The sequence below is a fragment of the Inquilinus sp. 2KB_23 genome (genome assembly GCF_052115705.1).
In the GTDB taxonomy this organism is placed as follows: Bacteria; Pseudomonadota; Alphaproteobacteria; order DSM-16000; family Inquilinaceae; genus Inquilinus; species Inquilinus ginsengisoli_A.
Genome location: NZ_JBFRHF010000007.1, coordinates 178,173 through 194,137, shown reverse-complemented (window position 1 = coordinate 194,137; position 15,965 = coordinate 178,173). Strand labels below are relative to the sequence as shown.

At 69.1% G+C, this 15,965-nt stretch carries 16 protein-coding genes; 10 read left to right on the top strand and 6 right to left on the bottom strand.

Going from position 1 to position 15,965, the window contains the following annotated elements:
- Positions 1-6: 6 nt before the first annotated feature.
- Positions 7-603 carry a carboxymuconolactone decarboxylase family protein gene (locus tag AB4112_RS11520; RefSeq protein ID WP_441719646.1) on the top strand — a complete coding sequence of 199 codons (597 nt, stop codon included), beginning with the start codon at positions 7-9 and terminating at the stop codon, positions 601-603.
- A 47-nt stretch (positions 604-650) separates the two neighbouring features.
- Here AB4112_RS11520 and AB4112_RS11515 read toward each other — a convergent pair whose 3' ends face one another.
- From AB4112_RS11515 to tldD, 6 genes are all read right to left on the bottom strand, one after another.
- Positions 651-1,568, bottom strand: coding sequence for a hypothetical protein (locus AB4112_RS11515; protein WP_441719643.1), 918 nt, complete (start codon positions 1,566-1,568; stop codon positions 651-653).
- Between the two features lie 147 nt (positions 1,569-1,715).
- A complete protein-coding gene (locus AB4112_RS11510) occupies positions 1,716-2,225 on the bottom strand; it encodes a Csu type fimbrial protein (RefSeq protein ID WP_441719640.1) in 510 nt (169 codons plus the stop codon).
- On the bottom strand, positions 2,222-4,516 hold the full coding sequence (locus AB4112_RS11505) for a fimbria/pilus outer membrane usher protein (protein WP_441719637.1): 2,295 nt from the start codon (positions 4,514-4,516) through the stop codon (positions 2,222-2,224). Before AB4112_RS11505 ends, AB4112_RS11510 begins: the two co-directional genes overlap by 4 nt.
- Positions 4,517-4,538: 22 nt before the next feature.
- Positions 4,539-5,261, bottom strand: coding sequence for a fimbrial biogenesis chaperone (locus AB4112_RS11500; protein WP_441719634.1), 723 nt, complete (start codon positions 5,259-5,261; stop codon positions 4,539-4,541).
- Positions 5,262-5,274: 13 nt separating this feature from the next.
- Positions 5,275-5,772: a Csu type fimbrial protein gene (locus tag AB4112_RS11495; protein WP_309797925.1), complete on the bottom strand. Its 498-nt coding sequence runs from the start codon at positions 5,770-5,772 to the stop codon at positions 5,275-5,277.
- A 302-nt stretch (positions 5,773-6,074) separates the two neighbouring features.
- Positions 6,075-7,511 carry a metalloprotease TldD gene (tldD, locus tag AB4112_RS11490; protein WP_441719630.1) on the bottom strand — a complete coding sequence of 479 codons (1,437 nt, stop codon included), beginning with the start codon at positions 7,509-7,511 and terminating at the stop codon, positions 6,075-6,077.
- Positions 7,512-7,837: 326 nt separating this feature from the next.
- Between tldD and coxB the strand changes: the two genes are divergently transcribed.
- The 9 genes from coxB to AB4112_RS11445 all read left to right on the top strand — a co-directional run bounded on the left by coxB (position 7,838) and on the right by AB4112_RS11445 (position 15,692).
- On the top strand, positions 7,838-8,707 hold the full coding sequence (gene coxB / locus AB4112_RS11485; RefSeq protein ID WP_309797929.1) for a cytochrome c oxidase subunit II: 870 nt from the start codon (positions 7,838-7,840) through the stop codon (positions 8,705-8,707).
- Between the two features lie 80 nt (positions 8,708-8,787).
- A complete protein-coding gene (gene ctaD / locus AB4112_RS11480) occupies positions 8,788-10,386 on the top strand; it encodes a cytochrome c oxidase subunit I (RefSeq protein ID WP_309797930.1) in 1,599 nt (532 codons plus the stop codon).
- Between the two features lie 72 nt (positions 10,387-10,458).
- Positions 10,459-11,391: a heme o synthase gene (gene cyoE, locus AB4112_RS11475; RefSeq protein ID WP_309797932.1), complete on the top strand. Its 933-nt coding sequence runs from the start codon at positions 10,459-10,461 to the stop codon at positions 11,389-11,391.
- A gap of 1 nt (position 11,392) precedes the next feature.
- Positions 11,393-11,551, top strand: a complete 159-nt coding sequence (locus AB4112_RS11470; RefSeq protein WP_309797934.1) for a hypothetical protein — start codon at positions 11,393-11,395, stop codon at positions 11,549-11,551.
- A gap of 1 nt (position 11,552) precedes the next feature.
- Positions 11,553-12,146: a cytochrome c oxidase assembly protein gene (locus AB4112_RS11465; protein ID WP_309797936.1), complete on the top strand. Its 594-nt coding sequence runs from the start codon at positions 11,553-11,555 to the stop codon at positions 12,144-12,146.
- A 55-nt stretch (positions 12,147-12,201) separates the two neighbouring features.
- A complete protein-coding gene (locus tag AB4112_RS11460) occupies positions 12,202-13,083 on the top strand; it encodes a cytochrome c oxidase subunit 3 (RefSeq protein WP_309797937.1) in 882 nt (293 codons plus the stop codon).
- Between the two features lie 89 nt (positions 13,084-13,172).
- Complete coding sequence (locus tag AB4112_RS11455) at positions 13,173-13,454, top strand: DUF983 domain-containing protein (protein WP_309797940.1); 282 nt, start codon at positions 13,173-13,175, stop codon at positions 13,452-13,454.
- A 19-nt stretch (positions 13,455-13,473) separates the two neighbouring features.
- On the top strand, positions 13,474-14,196 hold the full coding sequence (locus tag AB4112_RS11450; RefSeq protein ID WP_309797941.1) for an SURF1 family protein: 723 nt from the start codon (positions 13,474-13,476) through the stop codon (positions 14,194-14,196).
- A gap of 2 nt (positions 14,197-14,198) precedes the next feature.
- A complete protein-coding gene (locus AB4112_RS11445; protein ID WP_309797944.1) occupies positions 14,199-15,692 on the top strand; it encodes a carboxypeptidase M32 in 1,494 nt (497 codons plus the stop codon).
- Positions 15,693-15,965: the final 273 nt, after the last annotated feature.

Below are 15,965 nucleotides of genomic sequence, written 5' to 3'. Positions count from 1 at the left end.
CCAAGCATGTTCGTGAAAACCATCGGAGAAGACGAGGCGAAAGGCTGGGTCGCCGAATCCTACGCCGCGGATCGGTCGCGCCTCGGCTTCGTCATGTCCGCCACCGCCTGCTGGACCGCGCGCCCCGACCTGCTGCCGGCCTGGGAGGATTTCTACACCAAGGTGAAGGCGGGCTTCTCGCTGTCGTCGCGGGACTGGCGCCTGATCACCTTCATCGCCGCCCGGCACGTGCCGTCGACCTACTGCTCGATGGTGTACGGCAAGATGCTGGTGGACGACCTCGGCTCCAAGGACAGGGTCCTGGCGGTGCAGGCCGACTTCCGCACCGCCGGGCTGTGCGAGCGCGACGTCGCCATGCTGGCCTATGCCGAGGCCATCGCCCGCAACGCCTCGCAGGTGACCGGGCTAGATGTCGACGCCCTGCGCGCCGTCGGCTTCCGCGACGTGCAGATCGCCGACATCGCCCTGTGTGCGTCGCTGCGATGCTTCATGGCGCGGTTCTTCGACGCGACCGGCGCCGAGCCCGAACCCGCCTTCATCGACCAGGACAGCGATTTCAGCGACGCGCTGACGGTCGGGCGCAAGCCGCGGCACGTGTCCTGACCTGGGCCTCACGGCGGCAGGCGGCCTGAGGCGCGGGGTCGCCGCGGTCAGTTCACGCCCTGGATCGAGCGCAGCGCGAAGTCGCCGCCGAAATTGACCAGCATCACGCCGTTCCAGCCGTCGCGGAATCCGTTGTCGCTGCCTTCGATGATGGTCTTGCCGTCCAGCGCCACCACCATCCGGCCGGCGGCGTCGCGGGTCCAGGTCAGGCGGGTGCGGTCTTCGCGGCGCAGGGCGGCCGTGTTGGTGGTCTGCGCCACCTGGGTGATGCCGGAGCGGCCGGCGCGGTACAGCGCGAAGGTCGGGCTGCTGGTCGGCAGGTAGACCAGGCGGAAGCCGGAATCCTTCGACGCGCCCTGGTAGACCCGGATCTCGAACTGGCCCTGGTTGGCGAGGTCGGCGAGGTCGAATTCGAGCCCGAAATTGTTCTTCAGCCCCTGCTGCAGCGCGATCGCGGCGACGCCGCCCTGGGTCTGGCCCTTGGGCGCGCGGGTGTCGCTGTGCAGGCCGCCGCTGTCGACGGTCCAGGTGCCCTGCAGCGAGGTCCAGGCCGGGTTGGCGGTGTAGTTGCCGTCACTGAAATCGTCGCTGAAGACCCGGGTGCCGGCCAGCGAGGCCGTGGCCGACGGCGCCGGCGCGGGGGCCGGTGCCGCGGCGGGCGCCGGGGCCGGGACGGGTGCCGCCGGCGGCACCGCCGGGACCGGCACGGTCGAGGGCGGGGCCGCGGACGCCGTCGACGAATAGCGCTGCTCCAGCCGCTTCAGGTCCGTGATGAAGTCGGGGCTGGCCGCCTTGTCGCGCTCGGCCTGGTCGATCATCCGCGACAGCTCGTCGAGCAGGGCCTTGGTCTGGTCCGACTGCGGCGGTTGCCACGGCGCGTAGCGCGGCGTGGTCTGTGCCATGGCGGTGCCGGACAGGAGGGCTGCGGCGAGGACGGGGAGAAGGGTGGCTCGGACGGGTCTCATCAAAAGGCTCCGCTTCCAGGTCGCGACGGCGTCGTCACGCCGTTCTGACGTGCCGGACGGGTGGGCTCAAGCCTTTCCGACCGTCGCCCGGGAAAAACGCCCGATGGAGGCGACGGTTCCGGACCGGCGATCGGGGATCGATTTCCGCTAGAGGCAGAGCGAGATGCCGGTGTAGGTCACCGTCACGTTCAGGCTGTCCGTGTAGCTGCCCGGGGAGATTCCGGTGCTGACCGGAATCCGACCGTAGAACGTGATGGGTTCGACCCAGGAGCTGCCGATGGCGCCGACCAGCCGGCAGCGCGTCGGCAGCGCCGTGCTGCCGGTGCCGTCGCCCCAGATCGTGGTACGGGCGGCGGTGGTGTAGCCGTTGTAGGGCAGCTTCGGTGTGCCGGCGCTCATCCGTCGCGGCGAGAAGGTGCCGGATCCGCCGAAGCTGACCGCGACCGTGTAGTTGATGCCGAGGCACAGCACCGGGCAGGTGCAGGTCACCGTCACCGTGGAGGTGGCGTCGAGCACCGTGCCGGACAGCGGCGCGAAATTGCCGAAGGCCAGCGGCGTCGCGACGACCGAGCAGTTCTCGCCCGCGGCAAAGGCCGGGCCGCCGCGGAGCAGGCACACCAGCAGCACCAGGAGGGCCGGCAGCAGGGACCGTCTCATGGCATTCCTCCGCAGATGACGGGGCCGATCTGGGGCAGTTCGCCCGCAACCGGGGCGAAGGCGAAGGCGATCCGGCACTGGCTGCCGTCGGGCAATGTCACCGTCCCGGCATTGTCCGGCTGCAGGCCGGTGGCATAGGCCATGCCGTCATAGCCGACCGGCAGCGGCCCCGCCCCCCCGTCCAGCGCCAGGGTCGCCCCCGGCGGCACGGCGCTGCCGTCGGGCCGGTGGATCAGCACCGTCGCGGCGTCGCCGATCTGGACCGGGAAATGCACCACGATGCCGCTGCGGTCGGCCGGCACCACGCTGCGGCGGGTGTCGTCGAAGGCGGCGTCGGCCGGCAGGTCGGTGACGTCGATCGCCATCTTGTTCGCCTCATAGGCCCGCAGGCCGCGCACCAGCAGCTGGCCGCCGCCGTCGGTGCGGCCGACCGGGCGATTCTCCAGCGTCACGCCGACATCCGGCACGCCGGTGTCGACCACGGCGAAGCTGTCGTCGATGCGCTGGTTGAGGAACACCCCGCCGGCGGCGGCGGTGATCGAGCCGCGGACCTCGCCGCGCACGTTGGTCGACCCGTCGATCTGGTCGGCCGAGGCGGTGAAGTCGGCCAGCCCGGTGCGGTAGTCGACCTGGCCGTAATAGCGGCGCAGGTCGCCTTCGGTCGCCTGCACATTGACCGCCAGGCCGCGGTCGGTGACGCCGGTGTCCTGGACGTAGCTGCCGCGCTGGGTCAGCCAGCGCCGGCCGTTCTGGGAGGTGGCATCGGCGCCGACGCTGGCGGTGGTGCCGAGCGGCACCGACAGCGACAGGGTGACCCCGGCATTCGAGCGGTCGTTGAGGTCGAGGAAGGCCGACCCCATCAGCTGCACATTGTCGAACACGGTCACCGTGTAGCTGCCGGACGCGATCTGCAGCCGGCCGAAATCCGACTGGTCGGTGTCGATGTAGGCGACGCCGAACGCGCCCCAGCGGTCGAGGTTGAGGCTGAGGTTCACGCGGGTGGTGCCGCGCAGCAGGTTGCGGTCCTCGACCGCGGCCAGGTCCCGGTAGGTGCCGATGGTGCCGGTGCGCTGCACGCCGGCGCTCCAGCGCGGATCGAGGTGCTCGAAGCCGACCGAGTATTGCAGCCCGCTGTCGCCCCCGGCGCGGCTGGCGGCCAGCGAGGCGTTGACGGTGCCGAGGGTGCCGACGCCGTAGACCGCGCCGACGCCGCCGAGCAGCAGGTCGCCGCTGCCCTCGAAATGCCCCTCCAGGGTCAGGTCGTCATCGAGGCCGTAGCGCAGCGAGGCCACGCCGGCGAAGCCGGAATAGTCGGCGCTGTCCTCGCCATAGTGCCGCCGCACCGAGCCGGCCTCGAAGGAATAGTCGGCGAAGCCTTCGCGCAGCAGGTCGCGGCTGGCGTAGAAGGGCAGCGTCTGCACCGTCTCGCGGCCCAGCGCGTCGCGCACCACCACTTGGGCGTTGCCGCCGCCGGTCAGCACCGGCAGGTCGTTGATCTCGAACGGCCCGGGCCGCACCTGGGTCGAGAACTGCTTCACGTTGTCGACATAGACGTCGACCGTGGACGGCACCGCCGCGTCGCCGCCGAATCGCGGGACCGGGAAGGTGACGAGGTCGGGCCGCAGCGCATAGTCGCGGTCGATCTGGGCGCCGATCATGCGCACCGGCCGGGTCCAGGCCAGGCCGCCGCTGATGAAGTCGCCAAGCCGGTAGCGCCGCAGCACGTCCGGGTCGGAATAGGTCCAGGTGGTGTCCAGCCGGATCAGCCGGTTGCCGTCGCTGAAGCCGTCGTTGCGGCCGTTGTCGCCGGAGCCGATGTCGCCGATGAAGCTGCCGTCGAGCACGCCGAGCGGACCGAAGACACGGCCCTCGACCAGGCCGGAGCCGGAGGTGGTGCCGCCGCTGCGGGTGCCGAGCAGGTCGTAGTTCAGCAGCACGCCGTAGTCGCTGTCGGCCTGGGTCACGCGCGTGTCCCGCGCGCCGATCGCGACCGGCTGGCGCCCGGCCTCCGGCAGCGTGATCCGCAGCGCCTGGCCGGGTTCATCATAGTCGTAGTGCAGCCCGAGAACGTCGGACAGCCGGACCAGGCCGTCCGCGGTCGGGCCGGAGCTGTCGGGGGGCCGGACGCCCACCGCCTGCAGCTCCTGCGGCGTCGCATAGAGGGTGCCGTCCCGCTCCACGAAGCCTCCGATCAGCTCCTGCTTCTGGCCGTTGATGGTGACGTCCAGATACAGCTCGCGGTCCTGCGCCAGGGCCGGGGCCGCGGCCACGCCAGCGACCGCGATCGTCATCACGATCGCACCGGCGCTGCGCCTAAGGCTGTCCGTCCAGGGCGAGCGTGACATTGACGTCGCCCTGATCGCCCGCGCCCTTGAGCGCCACCTGGCCGGCGCGGTCGAGCCCACGCGCCGCGATCCTCCACCGCTTCTCCTGGCCGGGCAGGACGTAGCCGCCGAAGGCCGCGCTGGCCGCGCCACCGCGGGTGGTCACGCTCAGCCCGTCGAACCGGGCGTGCCGGGTGCCGCTGTTGCGCGCCACCAGCTCGATCGCGCCGCCGCCGGCTGGCCGGGCCGACCAGGCGACCTGGGCGCGGACAGCCGCCCCGCTGGACACGAAGATCGGCAGCGACAGGTGAAGCGCCACGTTGAGCCGGCCCGGCACCAGCACCGGGATCTCGTCGACCGTCAGGCGATATGCCTGCTCCACGGTGCCGGAGGCCGGGCGCCGCAGCAGCACGCGAATCACCTGCTCCCGCCCCGGAGGGATGGTGACGATCGGCGGGCTGGCGACCACGGCGTCGGTCGGCGCCAGCCGTTCGACACCGCCGGGCTGCGACCATGCGAAGGTCCGCAACTGCACCGTCGCCGGCGCATCGGCCCGGTTGGTCACGGTGATGATCTGGGCCATCTGGCCCGCGTTGAAATCGACCCCGATCGGGGCGACCTCCAGCCCGCCGGCCCGGGCTTCCCCGATGCCGAACCACAGGCCGGCGCAGGCCGCCGCGATCAGGATCAGGCGCAGCCGGATCGCCGTCATCGGCCGCCCCCGATCAATAGGTGACGGTGACGTTGATGAGGTCGGTGTAGGCGTCGGGGGCCGAGAATTGGCCGGCCGGGACGCGGCCGTAGACCGTGGAGATGATGGGCACCGCGCCGGCCGTGAGACTCACCGTGTCGGTGCCGACGGTGTTGCCCCAGTTCACGGTGCGGCCCGTGTCGCTGTACAGGAAGTAGTTCAGCCGGGCGGCGGTGACGACCGTGCCGCTCATCTGGCGCGTGGTCACGGTGGCGCCCGCCGTCGCGCCGGCGTCGAGGCCGATGTCGTAGGTGGTGCCCGCCGTGCAGGTCACCGTGATGGTGGACGTGCTGATGGCTGCGGTGGAGCTGGTGTAGTTGCCGAACACCATCGGCGTCGCCAGCACGGTGCAGAACTTCAACACGGTCGCGGTTACCGCGAAGGTTGTGGTCGCCGTCGCGGCCAGAACAATGCTGCTGGGTGCGAGAAAGGCGATTGTCACGCCGATCAAGAAACAAAACGGGACCCGCATAACAAACTCCTGAAATATCGATTCTCATATTCGCGCTTCGAAGAAACGCCATTCCTATAATGGCCACAGAGTGTAGAATTAATCAAGCAAAACGCTACGCCTCGGCGACTGCGAGTCGCTCACAAAAATAATCGTCCGATCTAATCGAGATAGAAGAGCAGTCCTGATCTGCATACTATGATATGCAGCGACTTGCCTGGGCTGCGCATCGAAACGAAGCGGTAACTGTCGCCCTTACTGCCCCGCGCGAAGAAAAGCCGCGGCGCTGGGCCGCGGCTGGTCGATCCGATGCTGCGAGCCGCTCAGGCGGCGCGGGTGCCGCCCACGGTCAGGCCGTCGATCCTGAGGGTCGGCTGGCCGACGCCGACCGGCACGCCCTGGCCTTCCTTGCCGCAGGTGCCGATGCCGGGGTCGAGCGCCATGTCGTTGCCGACCATCGAGACCTTGGTCAGCGAATCCGGCCCGTTGCCGATCAGGGTCGCGCCCTTCACCGCGGGGCCGATCTTGCCGTCCTCGATCAGATAGGCCTCGGAGGCGGAGAACACGAACTTTCCGTTGGTGATGTCGACCTGGCCGCCGGCGAAGTTGACCGCGTAGAGGCCGCGCTTGACCGAGGCCAGGATCTCCTCCGGCGCCTTGTCGCCGCCGAGCATGACGGTGTTGGTCATCCGCGGCATCGGATGGTGGGCATAGCTCTGCCGCCGGCCGTTGCCGGTCGGCGCCATGCCCATCAGCCGGGCGTTCATCCGGTCCTGCATGTAGCCGACCAGGATGCCGTCCTCGATCAGGGTGGTGCTGCGGGTCGGCGTGCCCTCGTCGTCGACCGTCAGGCTGCCGCGGCGGTCCGGCATGGTGCCGTCGTCGACCACGGTGACGCCGGGCGACGCCACGCGCTGGCCCATCAGGCCGGAGAAGGCCGAGGTCTTCTTGCGGTTGAAGTCGCCCTCCAGCCCGTGGCCGATCGCCTCGTGCAGCAGGATGCCGGGCCAGCCGGGCCCCAGCACCACGGTCATCTCGCCGGCCGGCGCCTCCTCCGCGTCCAGCCGGACCAGGGCCTGGCGCAGCGCTTCGTCGGCCGCCGCCTGCCACTGCGCCGGCTCGAGGTAGAAATCATAGCCGGTGCGGCCGCCGGCGCCATGGCTGCCGCTTTCCATCCGGTCGCCCTCGCCGACCACGACCGAGACGTTGACCCGGACCAGCGGCCGGATGTCGGCGGCGTGGCGGCCGTCGCCGCGGATGATCCGCACCGCCTGCCAGCTGCCGCTGATCGAGGCGCTGACCTGGCGCACCCGCGAATCCTTCGACCGGGCATAGGCGTCGATCGCGGCCAGCAGGTTGACCTTGGTCTCGAACGGCACCGCCGAGAGCGGGTTGGTGTCGGTGTAGAGCTGTCGGTTGGTGCCCTGCGGCGGTTCGGCCAGGCTGCCGCCATGGCCGGCCTGCACCGCCCGCACCGTCTCGCCGGCCCGCTTCACCGCGTCCTCGGTCAGGATCGAGGCATGGCTGTAGCCGGTGGTCTCGCCGGCCACCGCGCGCAGGCCGAAGCCCTGTGATGTGTCGAAGCTGGCGCTCTTCAGCTTGCCGTCGTCCCAGCTCAACCCCTCGGACTGGGTGTATTCCAGATACAGTTCGCCATCGTCGGCGCCGTGCAGGCTGTCGCCGACGAGTCGCTCGAGCCGGGCGCGGTCGAGCCCCGCCTGGGTGAAGAACAGATCGTCGGTCTGATCGATGGCGCTCATGATCGGGCTTCCCGGACAACGGATCGGAACCCTTGAGATAATGCCGCCGGAGCCGCCGGAACAGCCCCGATCGACGGATCGCCGCGACTCGGCGATTCAAGAGGATGCGACCATTTGTTCTTGGGTTCCCGGAGCAGGGTGGTTGTTGCCCGGGAAACCGCGATGTACTTTCGGCGCGGTCGCGATCGTACCGACTTCGTGCGCCATGGATTCCGTGGGGGCTTCAACCCCGTCCGATCCATCGGTATAAGGCCGGACGAGTTCCGATAACGGCGAACGCCGGATGGGCCATGGGAACGGCAGTGACAACGAAAGAGCGGCACGGCATGCGATCGGGCAGACTGGGTGGATTACTGGCTGGCGCGACGGCGCTGCTTCTCCTCGGCACGGGCGCGGCCCTGGCCGACGGACCCCCGCGCAACTGGGAAATGGGGTTCCAGGGCGCGGCGACGGCGGTGCGGGAGCAGATGGACAGCTTCCACGACCTCCTTCTGATCATCATCACCGTCCTGACCGTCTTCGTGCTGGGGCTGCTGGTCTATGTGATGTGGCGCTTCAGCGCCAAGCGCAATCCGGTGCCCTCGAAGACCGCACACAACACCGTGATCGAGGTGATCTGGACCATCGCGCCGGTCCTGATCCTGCTGATCATCGTGGTGCCGTCCTTCCGGCTGCTCTATTTCGGCGACCGCACGCCGAACCCGGAGATGACCCTGATCGCTCATGGCTACCAGTGGTACTGGGGCTATGAGTATCCCGACCAGAAGGTCGCGGAGTACACCAGCTACGGCGTGAAGGACGAAGACCTGAAGCCGGGCCAGGTGCGCATGCTGTCGGTCGACAACCCGGTGGTCCTGCCGGTTGACACCGACATCCAGATCCTGACCACCGCCGGCGACGTGATCCATTCCTGGGCCATTCCCGCCTTCGGCGTGAAGAAGGACGCGGTGCCGGGCCGGACCAACGAGACCTGGGTCCGGATCGACAAGCCGGGCGTCTATTTCGGCCAGTGCTCGCAGCTGTGCGGCACCGACCACGCCTACATGCCGATCGAGGTCCATGCGGTGAGCCGCGCGGAGTTCGACAAGTGGGTGGTCGAGAAGGTGGGACCCAACCCCGCCGAGAAGCCCAAGCTTCTGACCATGACCTGGGACCAGGCCCAGGCGCGCACCAAGCTGGCCCAGGCCGGCCAGTGATCCCAATCGGGGAGTGATCCCACTCGGGGCCGGCGGCGGCCCCGACAGGCAAGGCCCCGGACGGGGGAGAGGTTGACACGATGGCTCACGCCGACGCGCACGCACATGGTCACGACGACCACCACGGCCACAAGCCGGGTTTCTTCACCCGCTGGCTGTTTTCCACCAACCACAAGGACATCGGCACGCTGTACCTGATCTTCGCGATCTGCGCGGGTCTGATCGGCGGCGTGTTCTCGCTGATCATGCGGCTCGAGCTGCAGAACCCGGGGCTGCAGTTCCTCAGCGGCGGCCAGGAATGGAACGTCATCGTCACGGCCCATGGCCTGATCATGATCTTCTTCACCGTCATGCCCGCCATGATCGGCGGCTTCGGCAACTGGTTCGTGCCGCTGATGATCGGCGCGCCCGACATGGCCTTCCCGCGGCTGAACAACATCTCGTTCTGGCTGCTGGTCCCGGCCTTCTGCCTGCTGGTCGGCTCGGCCTTCGTCGGCCAGGGCGCCGGCACCGGCTGGACCATCTACCCGCCGCTGTCCGAGGCCGGGCAGCCCGGGCCGTCGGTCGACATGGCGATCTTCGCCCTGCATCTGGCCGGCGCGTCGTCGATCTTGGGCGCGGTGAACTTCATCACCACCATCTTCAACATGCGCGCCCCGGGCATGACGCTGCACAAGATGCCGCTGTTCGTCTGGGCGATGCTGGTGACCGCGTTCCTGCTGCTGCTGGCCGTGCCGGTGCTCGGCGGCGCCATCACCATGCTGATCACCGACCGCAACTTCGGCACCAGCTTCTTCAAGCCGGAAGGCGGCGGCGACCCGATCCTGTTCCAGCACCTGTTCTGGTTCTTCGGGCACCCCGAGGTCTACATCATGATCCTGCCGGGCTTCGGCATGATCAGCCACATCGTGTCGACCTTCTCGAAGAAGCCGGTGTTCGGCTATCTCGGCATGGCCTACGCCATGGTCGCGATCGGCGTCGTCGGCTTCGTCGTGTGGGCGCACCACATGTTCACCACCGGCATCGACGTCGACACCCGTGCCTATTTCACCGCCGCCACCCTGATCATCGCGGTGCCGACCGGCATCAAGATCTTCTCGTGGATCGCGACGATGTGGGGCGGGTCGATCGAGTTCAAGACGCCGATGCTGTGGGCCGTCGGCTTCATCTTCCTGTTCACGGTTGGCGGCGTCACCGGCGTCGTGCTGGCCAATGCCGGCATCGACACCGCCCTGCACGACACCTACTACGTCATCGCGCACTTCCATTACGTGCTGTCGCTGGGCGCGGTGTTCTCGATCTTCGGCGGCTTCTACTACTGGATCGGCAAGATGTCGGGCCGGCAGTACCCGGAGACCTGGGGCAAGATCCACTTCTGGATGACGTTCATCGGCGTCAACCTGACCTTCTTCCCCCAGCATTTCCTCGGCCTGGCCGGCATGCCGCGGCGCCAGCCGGACTATCCGGACGCGTTCCACGGCTGGAACATGGTGTCGTCCTTCGGCGCCTACATCTCGGTCGCGGCCGCCTTCCTGTTCGTCGGCATCGCCATCTACACCCTGAAGTACGGCCGCAGGGTCGAGGCCAACTACTGGGGCGAAGGCGCCACGACGCTGGAATGGACCCTGCCGTCGCCGCCGCCCTTCCACCAGTTCGAGATGCTGCCCCGGGTCAAGTAGACCCAGGCAGGTTGTGAAAACGGGCCGGGCCGCGCGGATACCCCGTGCGGCCCGGTCCGCTTGAGGTTTAAGATGGTTGACGTGACCCTGGACCGGATAGCCAAGCCTGCCGCGGCAGATGCCGCCGCCGGCGCCACCTGGCAGGACTACTTCGCACTGCTGAAGCCGCGGGTGATGACGCTTGTCGTGTTCACCGGCATCGCCGGGCTGGTGGTCGCGCCCGGCCACATCCACCCGGTCCTGGCTGCGACCGCGATCCTGTGCATCGCCGTCGGCGCCGGCGCGGCCGGCGCGATCAACATGTGGTACGACCGCGACATCGACGCGATCATGAGCCGGACCTGCGGCCGCCCGATCGTGCGCGGCCGCATCGCCCCCAGCGAGGCCTTGGGCTTCGGCGTCTTCCTGTCGGTGGCCGCGGTGCTGCTGATGGGCCTGGCGGTCAACTGGACCGCCGCCGGCGTGCTGGCGCTGGCCTCGGCCTTCTACGTCTTCGTCTACACGATGTGGCTGAAGCGGCGGACGCCGCAGAACATCGTGATCGGCGGCGCCGCCGGCGCCTTCCCCCCGATGATCGGCTGGGCCGCCGTGACCGGCGACGTCACCCTGCCCTCGATCCTGCTGTTCGCGCTGATCTTCATGTGGACCCCGCCCCATTTCTGGGCGCTGGCGCTGTTCCGCAGCGGCGAATACGCCAAGGCCGGGGTGCCGATGCTGCCCGTGGTGTCCGGTGCGCGCGAGACCAAGCGCCAGATGCTGGCCTACACCCTGCTGCTGTTCCCGATCGGCATCGGCCCCTGGCTGGTCGGTATCGCCGGCCTGACCTACGCCGTCGGCGCGGCGCTGCTGGGCCTGCTGTTCATCCTGTGCGCCGTGCGGGTGATGCGCGAGGACGGCGAGGAGACCCGCCACCGCGCCGCCAAGCAGATGTTCGGCTATTCGATCTTCTATCTGTTCGCGATCTTCGGCCTGCTGATCGTCGACCACACCGCGGTGCATTTCTGAGATGGCCGCCCGCCCCACTGCCAAGCCGGCCCCGCGCCCGGCGCCGGCCGCCGACGCCCGGCAGCGCCTGCGCGGCCGCAACATCGCCGTGGCCCTGGGCCTGCTGGCCTGGGTCGTCCTGATCTTCGTGATCACCATCGTGAAGCTGAAGGGCGGCTGAGATGGATCCGAAGGTCCAGCGCCGCAACCGCATCATCATGACGTCGCTGTGCGGCGTCGCCTTCACCATGGGCCTGCTGGCCTTCGCCTCGGTGCCGCTGTACCGCATGTTCTGCCAGGTCACCGGCTATGGCGGCACCACCCAGGTCGCCGATTCGGTGACCGGCCAGGTGCTGGACCGCAAGGTGCGGGTGCGCTTCGTCGCCAACACCGATGCCGGCCTGCCCTGGACCTTCAAGGCCGAGCAGTCCGAGGTCGAGGTCCGGCTGGGCGAGCCGGCGCTGATCTACTTCCAGGCCACCAGCACCGCCAAGGAGCCGACCGCCGGCCAGGCGGTCTACAACGTCACGCCGGACAAGGTCGGGCTGTACTTCTCGAAGGTCGAATGCTTCTGCTTCACCGAGCAGATCATCCAGCCCGGCGAGACGGTGGAGTTCCCGGTCTACTTCTATGTCGACGCGGCGATGGATGCGCAGCCGAACCTCAACGACGTGCAGACCATCACCCTGTCCTACACCTTCTACGGCCAGCGCTCGAAGGCGCTGGAGAATGCGGTCGCCGCCTATTATCGTGCGGCGGCCGAGCGCAACGGCTGAGCACGGGCCGGACCACCAGAATGAACATCGGACGCGAGACCGAGAGGGCACCAGGATGAGCACCACCAACGTCCATGCCGACGGGCACGAGACGCATTACGAACTGAACGCGGTCCCGCACCCGTACCACCTGGTCGAACCCAGCCCGTGGCCGCTGCTCGGCTCGCTCGCCGCGGGCTGCATGGCGATCGGCGGCGTCGTGTACATGCATGAGAATTGGCCGTGGCTGCTGATCGCCGGCTTCCTCGGCGTGCTGGCGGTGATGTTCGGCTGGTTCCGCGACATCATCAAGGAAGCGACCTTCCGCAAGCTGCACTCCCCGGTGGTGAAGATCGGCCTGCGCTACGGCATGATGCTGTTCATCGCCTCGGAGGTGATGTTCTTCGTCGCCTTCTTCTGGGCGTTCTTCGACTCCAGCCTGTTCGTCGGCGAGGCCGCGCAATACGCCCGGGTCGCCGCCACCGGCGGCGTCTGGCCGCCGAAGGGCATCACCCCGGTCGACCCGTTCCACTTCCCGTTCCTGATGACCATGGTGCTGCTGCTGTCGGGCTGCACCGTCACCTGGGCCCATCACGAGATGGTCGAGGGGAACATGAAGGAGGCGGCCAAGGCGCTCGGGATCACCGTGCTGCTGGGCGCCATCTTCACCTGCATCCAGCTGTGGGAATACACCCACTCCGAGTTCGGCTTCACCGACGGCGTCTTCGCCTCGACCTTCTACATGGCGACCGGGTTCCACGGCTTCCACGTGCTGGTCGGCACCATTTTCCTGGCGGTGTGCTGGTTCCGCACCAGCCGGGGCGACTTCACCAAGGACAGCCATTTCGGCTTCGAGGCGGCTGCCTGGTACTGGCACTTCGTCGACGCGGTCTGGCTGTTCCTGTTCGTCGCCATCTACTGGTGGGGCGGCCATGGCGGCGCCGCCGCGGTGCACTGAGCCATAGCTAACCGGTAGTGCCATTTCCTCCGGTCTCACCCCTCGCCGCGGCGCTGGGCTGCAAATGCCCGCGCTGCGGCAAGGGGCCCTTGTTCAAGGGCCTCCTGACCGTCGCCGACCGCTGCACCGTCTGCGACCTCGACCTCTCCGCCATTGATTCGGGCGATGGCCCGGCGGTCTTCCTGATCTTCATCCTCGGCTTCACGGCGGTGCCGCTGACCCTTTGGCTCAGCTTCGCCACCAGCCTGCCGGATGGCGTCCCGATCCTGATCGGCGCCGCCTACATCATCGGCCTCGCCGCCCTGCTGCTGCGGCCGGCCAAGGCTTATATCGTGGCGTTGCAATACCGGCACCGCAGCATCGGCAATTGAGGCGCGGATGACAGCGCGGATGACGTCCCGGTTGCGGCCGGAGTTCTGGCCGACCGTCTTCCTGATCCCCGCCCTCGCCCTGCTGATCGGCCTCGGCATCTGGCAGCTCGAGCGCCGGGTGTGGAAGACCGACCTGATCGAGCGGATCGAGCACGGCCTGGCGGCAACCCCGGCACCGCTGCCGGCCGAGATCTACGACCCCGCCTTCGACTACCGCCACGTCACCGTGACCGGCCGCTTCGACCCGGCGCATGAATTCCGGCTGCTGGCCCGGGTGCATGACGGCAGTGCCGGCATCCAGGTGGTCAGCCCCCTGATCCGCGACGACGGCGGCCCGGCGGTGATGGTCAACCGTGGCTGGGTGCCGCTGGGCGCCGACGGCAAGCCCGCTGCCTATGACCCGCCGCCCCCAGGCCCGGTGACGGTCGAGGGCGTCGCCCGCCGGCCGCTGCCGCAGGGCTGGATGCAGCCCGCCAACAACGCCGCGACCAATGAGTGGTTCTGGGTCGACCTGCCGGCCATGGCCGCCGCGGCCGGGCTGGCCGGGGCGGCGCCGGTGGTGGTGGAGCTGACGCCCGGACCCGACCAGACCCGCCCGCCGATCGGCGGGCAGACCATCGTCGAGCTGCCGAACGACCACCTGCAATACGCGATCACCTGGTTCAGCTTCGCCGCCATCCTGATCGCGATCTACCTGCTGCATCATCTGCGGCGCGGCCGCGCCGCCCGGAAGGAGTCCTAGGGATGACCGCCTATTCCGACATCTCCGCCCATTTCGGCCGCATCGCGGCCCTGTCCAACGCCATCGGCATCCTGGACTGGGACAACGCCACGATGATGCCCAAGGGCGCCGCCGGCACCCGGGCCGAGAGCCTGGCGCTGCTGCAGGTGCTGCGCCACGGCATGATGACCGACCCGCGGCTGGGCGACTGGCTGCCCGAGGCCGAGGCCGACAACGCGCTGGGCGACTGGGAGCGCGCCAACCTGCGCGAGATCCGGCGGCTATGGACGGTGCAGACGGTGCTGCCGGCCGACCTGGTCGAGGCCTCGAGCAAGGCGACCTCGGCCTGCGAGATGGCCTGGCGCCAGGCCCGCGCCGATTCGGATTTCGCCGCCCTGCTGCCGCAGCTGCAGGAGGTGCTGGCCCTGCAGCGCGAGATCGGCCGGGCCAAGGGCGAGGCGCTGGGCCTGTCGCCCTATGACGCGCTGCTGAACGATTACGAGCCCGGCGGCCGGTCGGAGCGGATCGACGGGCTGTTCGACGACCTCGCCGCCTTCCTGCCCGGCTTCACCGAGGAGGTGCTGGCGGCCCAGGCACGGCGCCCGGCGGTGGCGCGGCCGGCAGGCCCCTTCCCGGTCGAGTCGCAGCGGGCGCTGGGCGTCGAGATGATGGGCGTGCTGGGCTACGACTTCGAGCGCGGCCGGCTGGACGTCTCGACCCACCCGTTCTGCGGCGGCGCCGACAACGACGTGCGCATCACCACCCGCTACGACGAGGCGGACTTCACCCGCGCCCTGATGGGCGTGCTGCACGAGACCGGCCATGCGCTGTACGAGCAGGGCCGGCCGCAGGCCTGGATGACCCAGCCGGTCGGCCAGGCCCGCGGCATGAGCCTGCATGAGAGCCAGTCCCTGCTGATGGAGATGCAGGCCTGCCGCAGCCGCGAGTTCATCACCTTCGCCGCGCCGCGGATGCGGTCGGCCTTCGGCGGGACCGGCCCGGCCTGGGAGGCCGAGTCGCTGTGGCGCCACTACACAAGGGTCGAGCGCGGCTTCATCCGCGTCGATGCCGACGAGGTGACCTATCCCGCCCATGTCATCCTGCGCTACCGGCTGGAGAAGGCGATGATCGCCGGCGACCTGGCCCTGGCCGACCTGCCCGGGGCCTGGAACGAGCAGATGCGCGCGCTGCTCGGGGTGGCGCCGCCGGACGACCGGCTGGGCTGCCTGCAGGACATTCACTGGCCGAGCGGCGGCTGGGGCTATTTCCCGACCTACACGCTGGGCGCCATGACCGCGGCGCAGGTGTTCGACGCCGCCTGCCGGGCCGAGCCGGAGATCCTGCCGTCGATCGGCCGCGGCGACTTCGCCCCGCTGGTCGGCTGGCTGCGGGCCAACATCCACGGCCAGGGGTCGCTGTGGCAGACCGACGAGCTGCTGACCCGCGCCACCGGCCGGCCGCTCGACGCCGCGGTGTTCAAGGCCCATCTGCGCCGGCGCTACGGCGGCGAGGGGTAGAGAGAGGGCCAAGGCCCCCTCTTGTTCTGTCATTGCCCGGCTTGACCGGGCAATCCAGGGGCGGCCAGGAGCCGCTCTCGGTGGCCCCTGGATCCTCGGGTCAAGCCCGAGGATGACAGTGAAGGAAGGCGGAGGGGCATCCGACCAAGCCCCGGCCACAGCCCGGGAGCCTGACGCCTGAAACTTGCATGCCTCCAATGTGAAATCGGCGCGCAGGATTCAGGCTCACCGGACGAGTCAGAACCGGAACCTCCGCTGCCAGGGGGGCCGCGC

Coding starts and splice junctions, on each gene's coding strand:
- cyoE (WP_309797932.1), top strand. CDS start 10,459: ATGGTTGACGTGACCCTGGACCGGATAGCCAAGCCTGCCGCGGCAGAT.
- AB4112_RS11445 (WP_309797944.1), top strand. CDS start 14,199: ATGACCGCCTATTCCGACATCTCCGCCCATTTCGGCCGCATCGCGGCC.
- coxB (WP_309797929.1), top strand. CDS start 7,838: ATGCGATCGGGCAGACTGGGTGGATTACTGGCTGGCGCGACGGCGCTG.
- AB4112_RS11465 (WP_309797936.1), top strand. CDS start 11,553: ATGGATCCGAAGGTCCAGCGCCGCAACCGCATCATCATGACGTCGCTG.
- AB4112_RS11460 (WP_309797937.1), top strand. CDS start 12,202: ATGAGCACCACCAACGTCCATGCCGACGGGCACGAGACGCATTACGAA.
- ctaD (WP_309797930.1), top strand. CDS start 8,788: ATGGCTCACGCCGACGCGCACGCACATGGTCACGACGACCACCACGGC.
- tldD (WP_441719630.1), bottom strand. CDS start 7,511: ATGAGCGCCATCGATCAGACCGACGATCTGTTCTTCACCCAGGCGGGG.
- AB4112_RS11470 (WP_309797934.1), top strand. CDS start 11,393: ATGGCCGCCCGCCCCACTGCCAAGCCGGCCCCGCGCCCGGCGCCGGCC.
- AB4112_RS11495 (WP_309797925.1), bottom strand. CDS start 5,772: ATGCGGGTCCCGTTTTGTTTCTTGATCGGCGTGACAATCGCCTTTCTC.
- AB4112_RS11505 (WP_441719637.1), bottom strand. CDS start 4,516: ATGACGATCGCGGTCGCTGGCGTGGCCGCGGCCCCGGCCCTGGCGCAG.
- AB4112_RS11510 (WP_441719640.1), bottom strand. CDS start 2,225: ATGAGACGGTCCCTGCTGCCGGCCCTCCTGGTGCTGCTGGTGTGCCTG.
- AB4112_RS11515 (WP_441719643.1), bottom strand. CDS start 1,568: ATGAGACCCGTCCGAGCCACCCTTCTCCCCGTCCTCGCCGCAGCCCTC.
- AB4112_RS11520 (WP_441719646.1), top strand. CDS start 7: ATGTTCGTGAAAACCATCGGAGAAGACGAGGCGAAAGGCTGGGTCGCC.
- AB4112_RS11450 (WP_309797941.1), top strand. CDS start 13,474: ATGACGTCCCGGTTGCGGCCGGAGTTCTGGCCGACCGTCTTCCTGATC.
- AB4112_RS11500 (WP_441719634.1), bottom strand. CDS start 5,261: ATGACGGCGATCCGGCTGCGCCTGATCCTGATCGCGGCGGCCTGCGCC.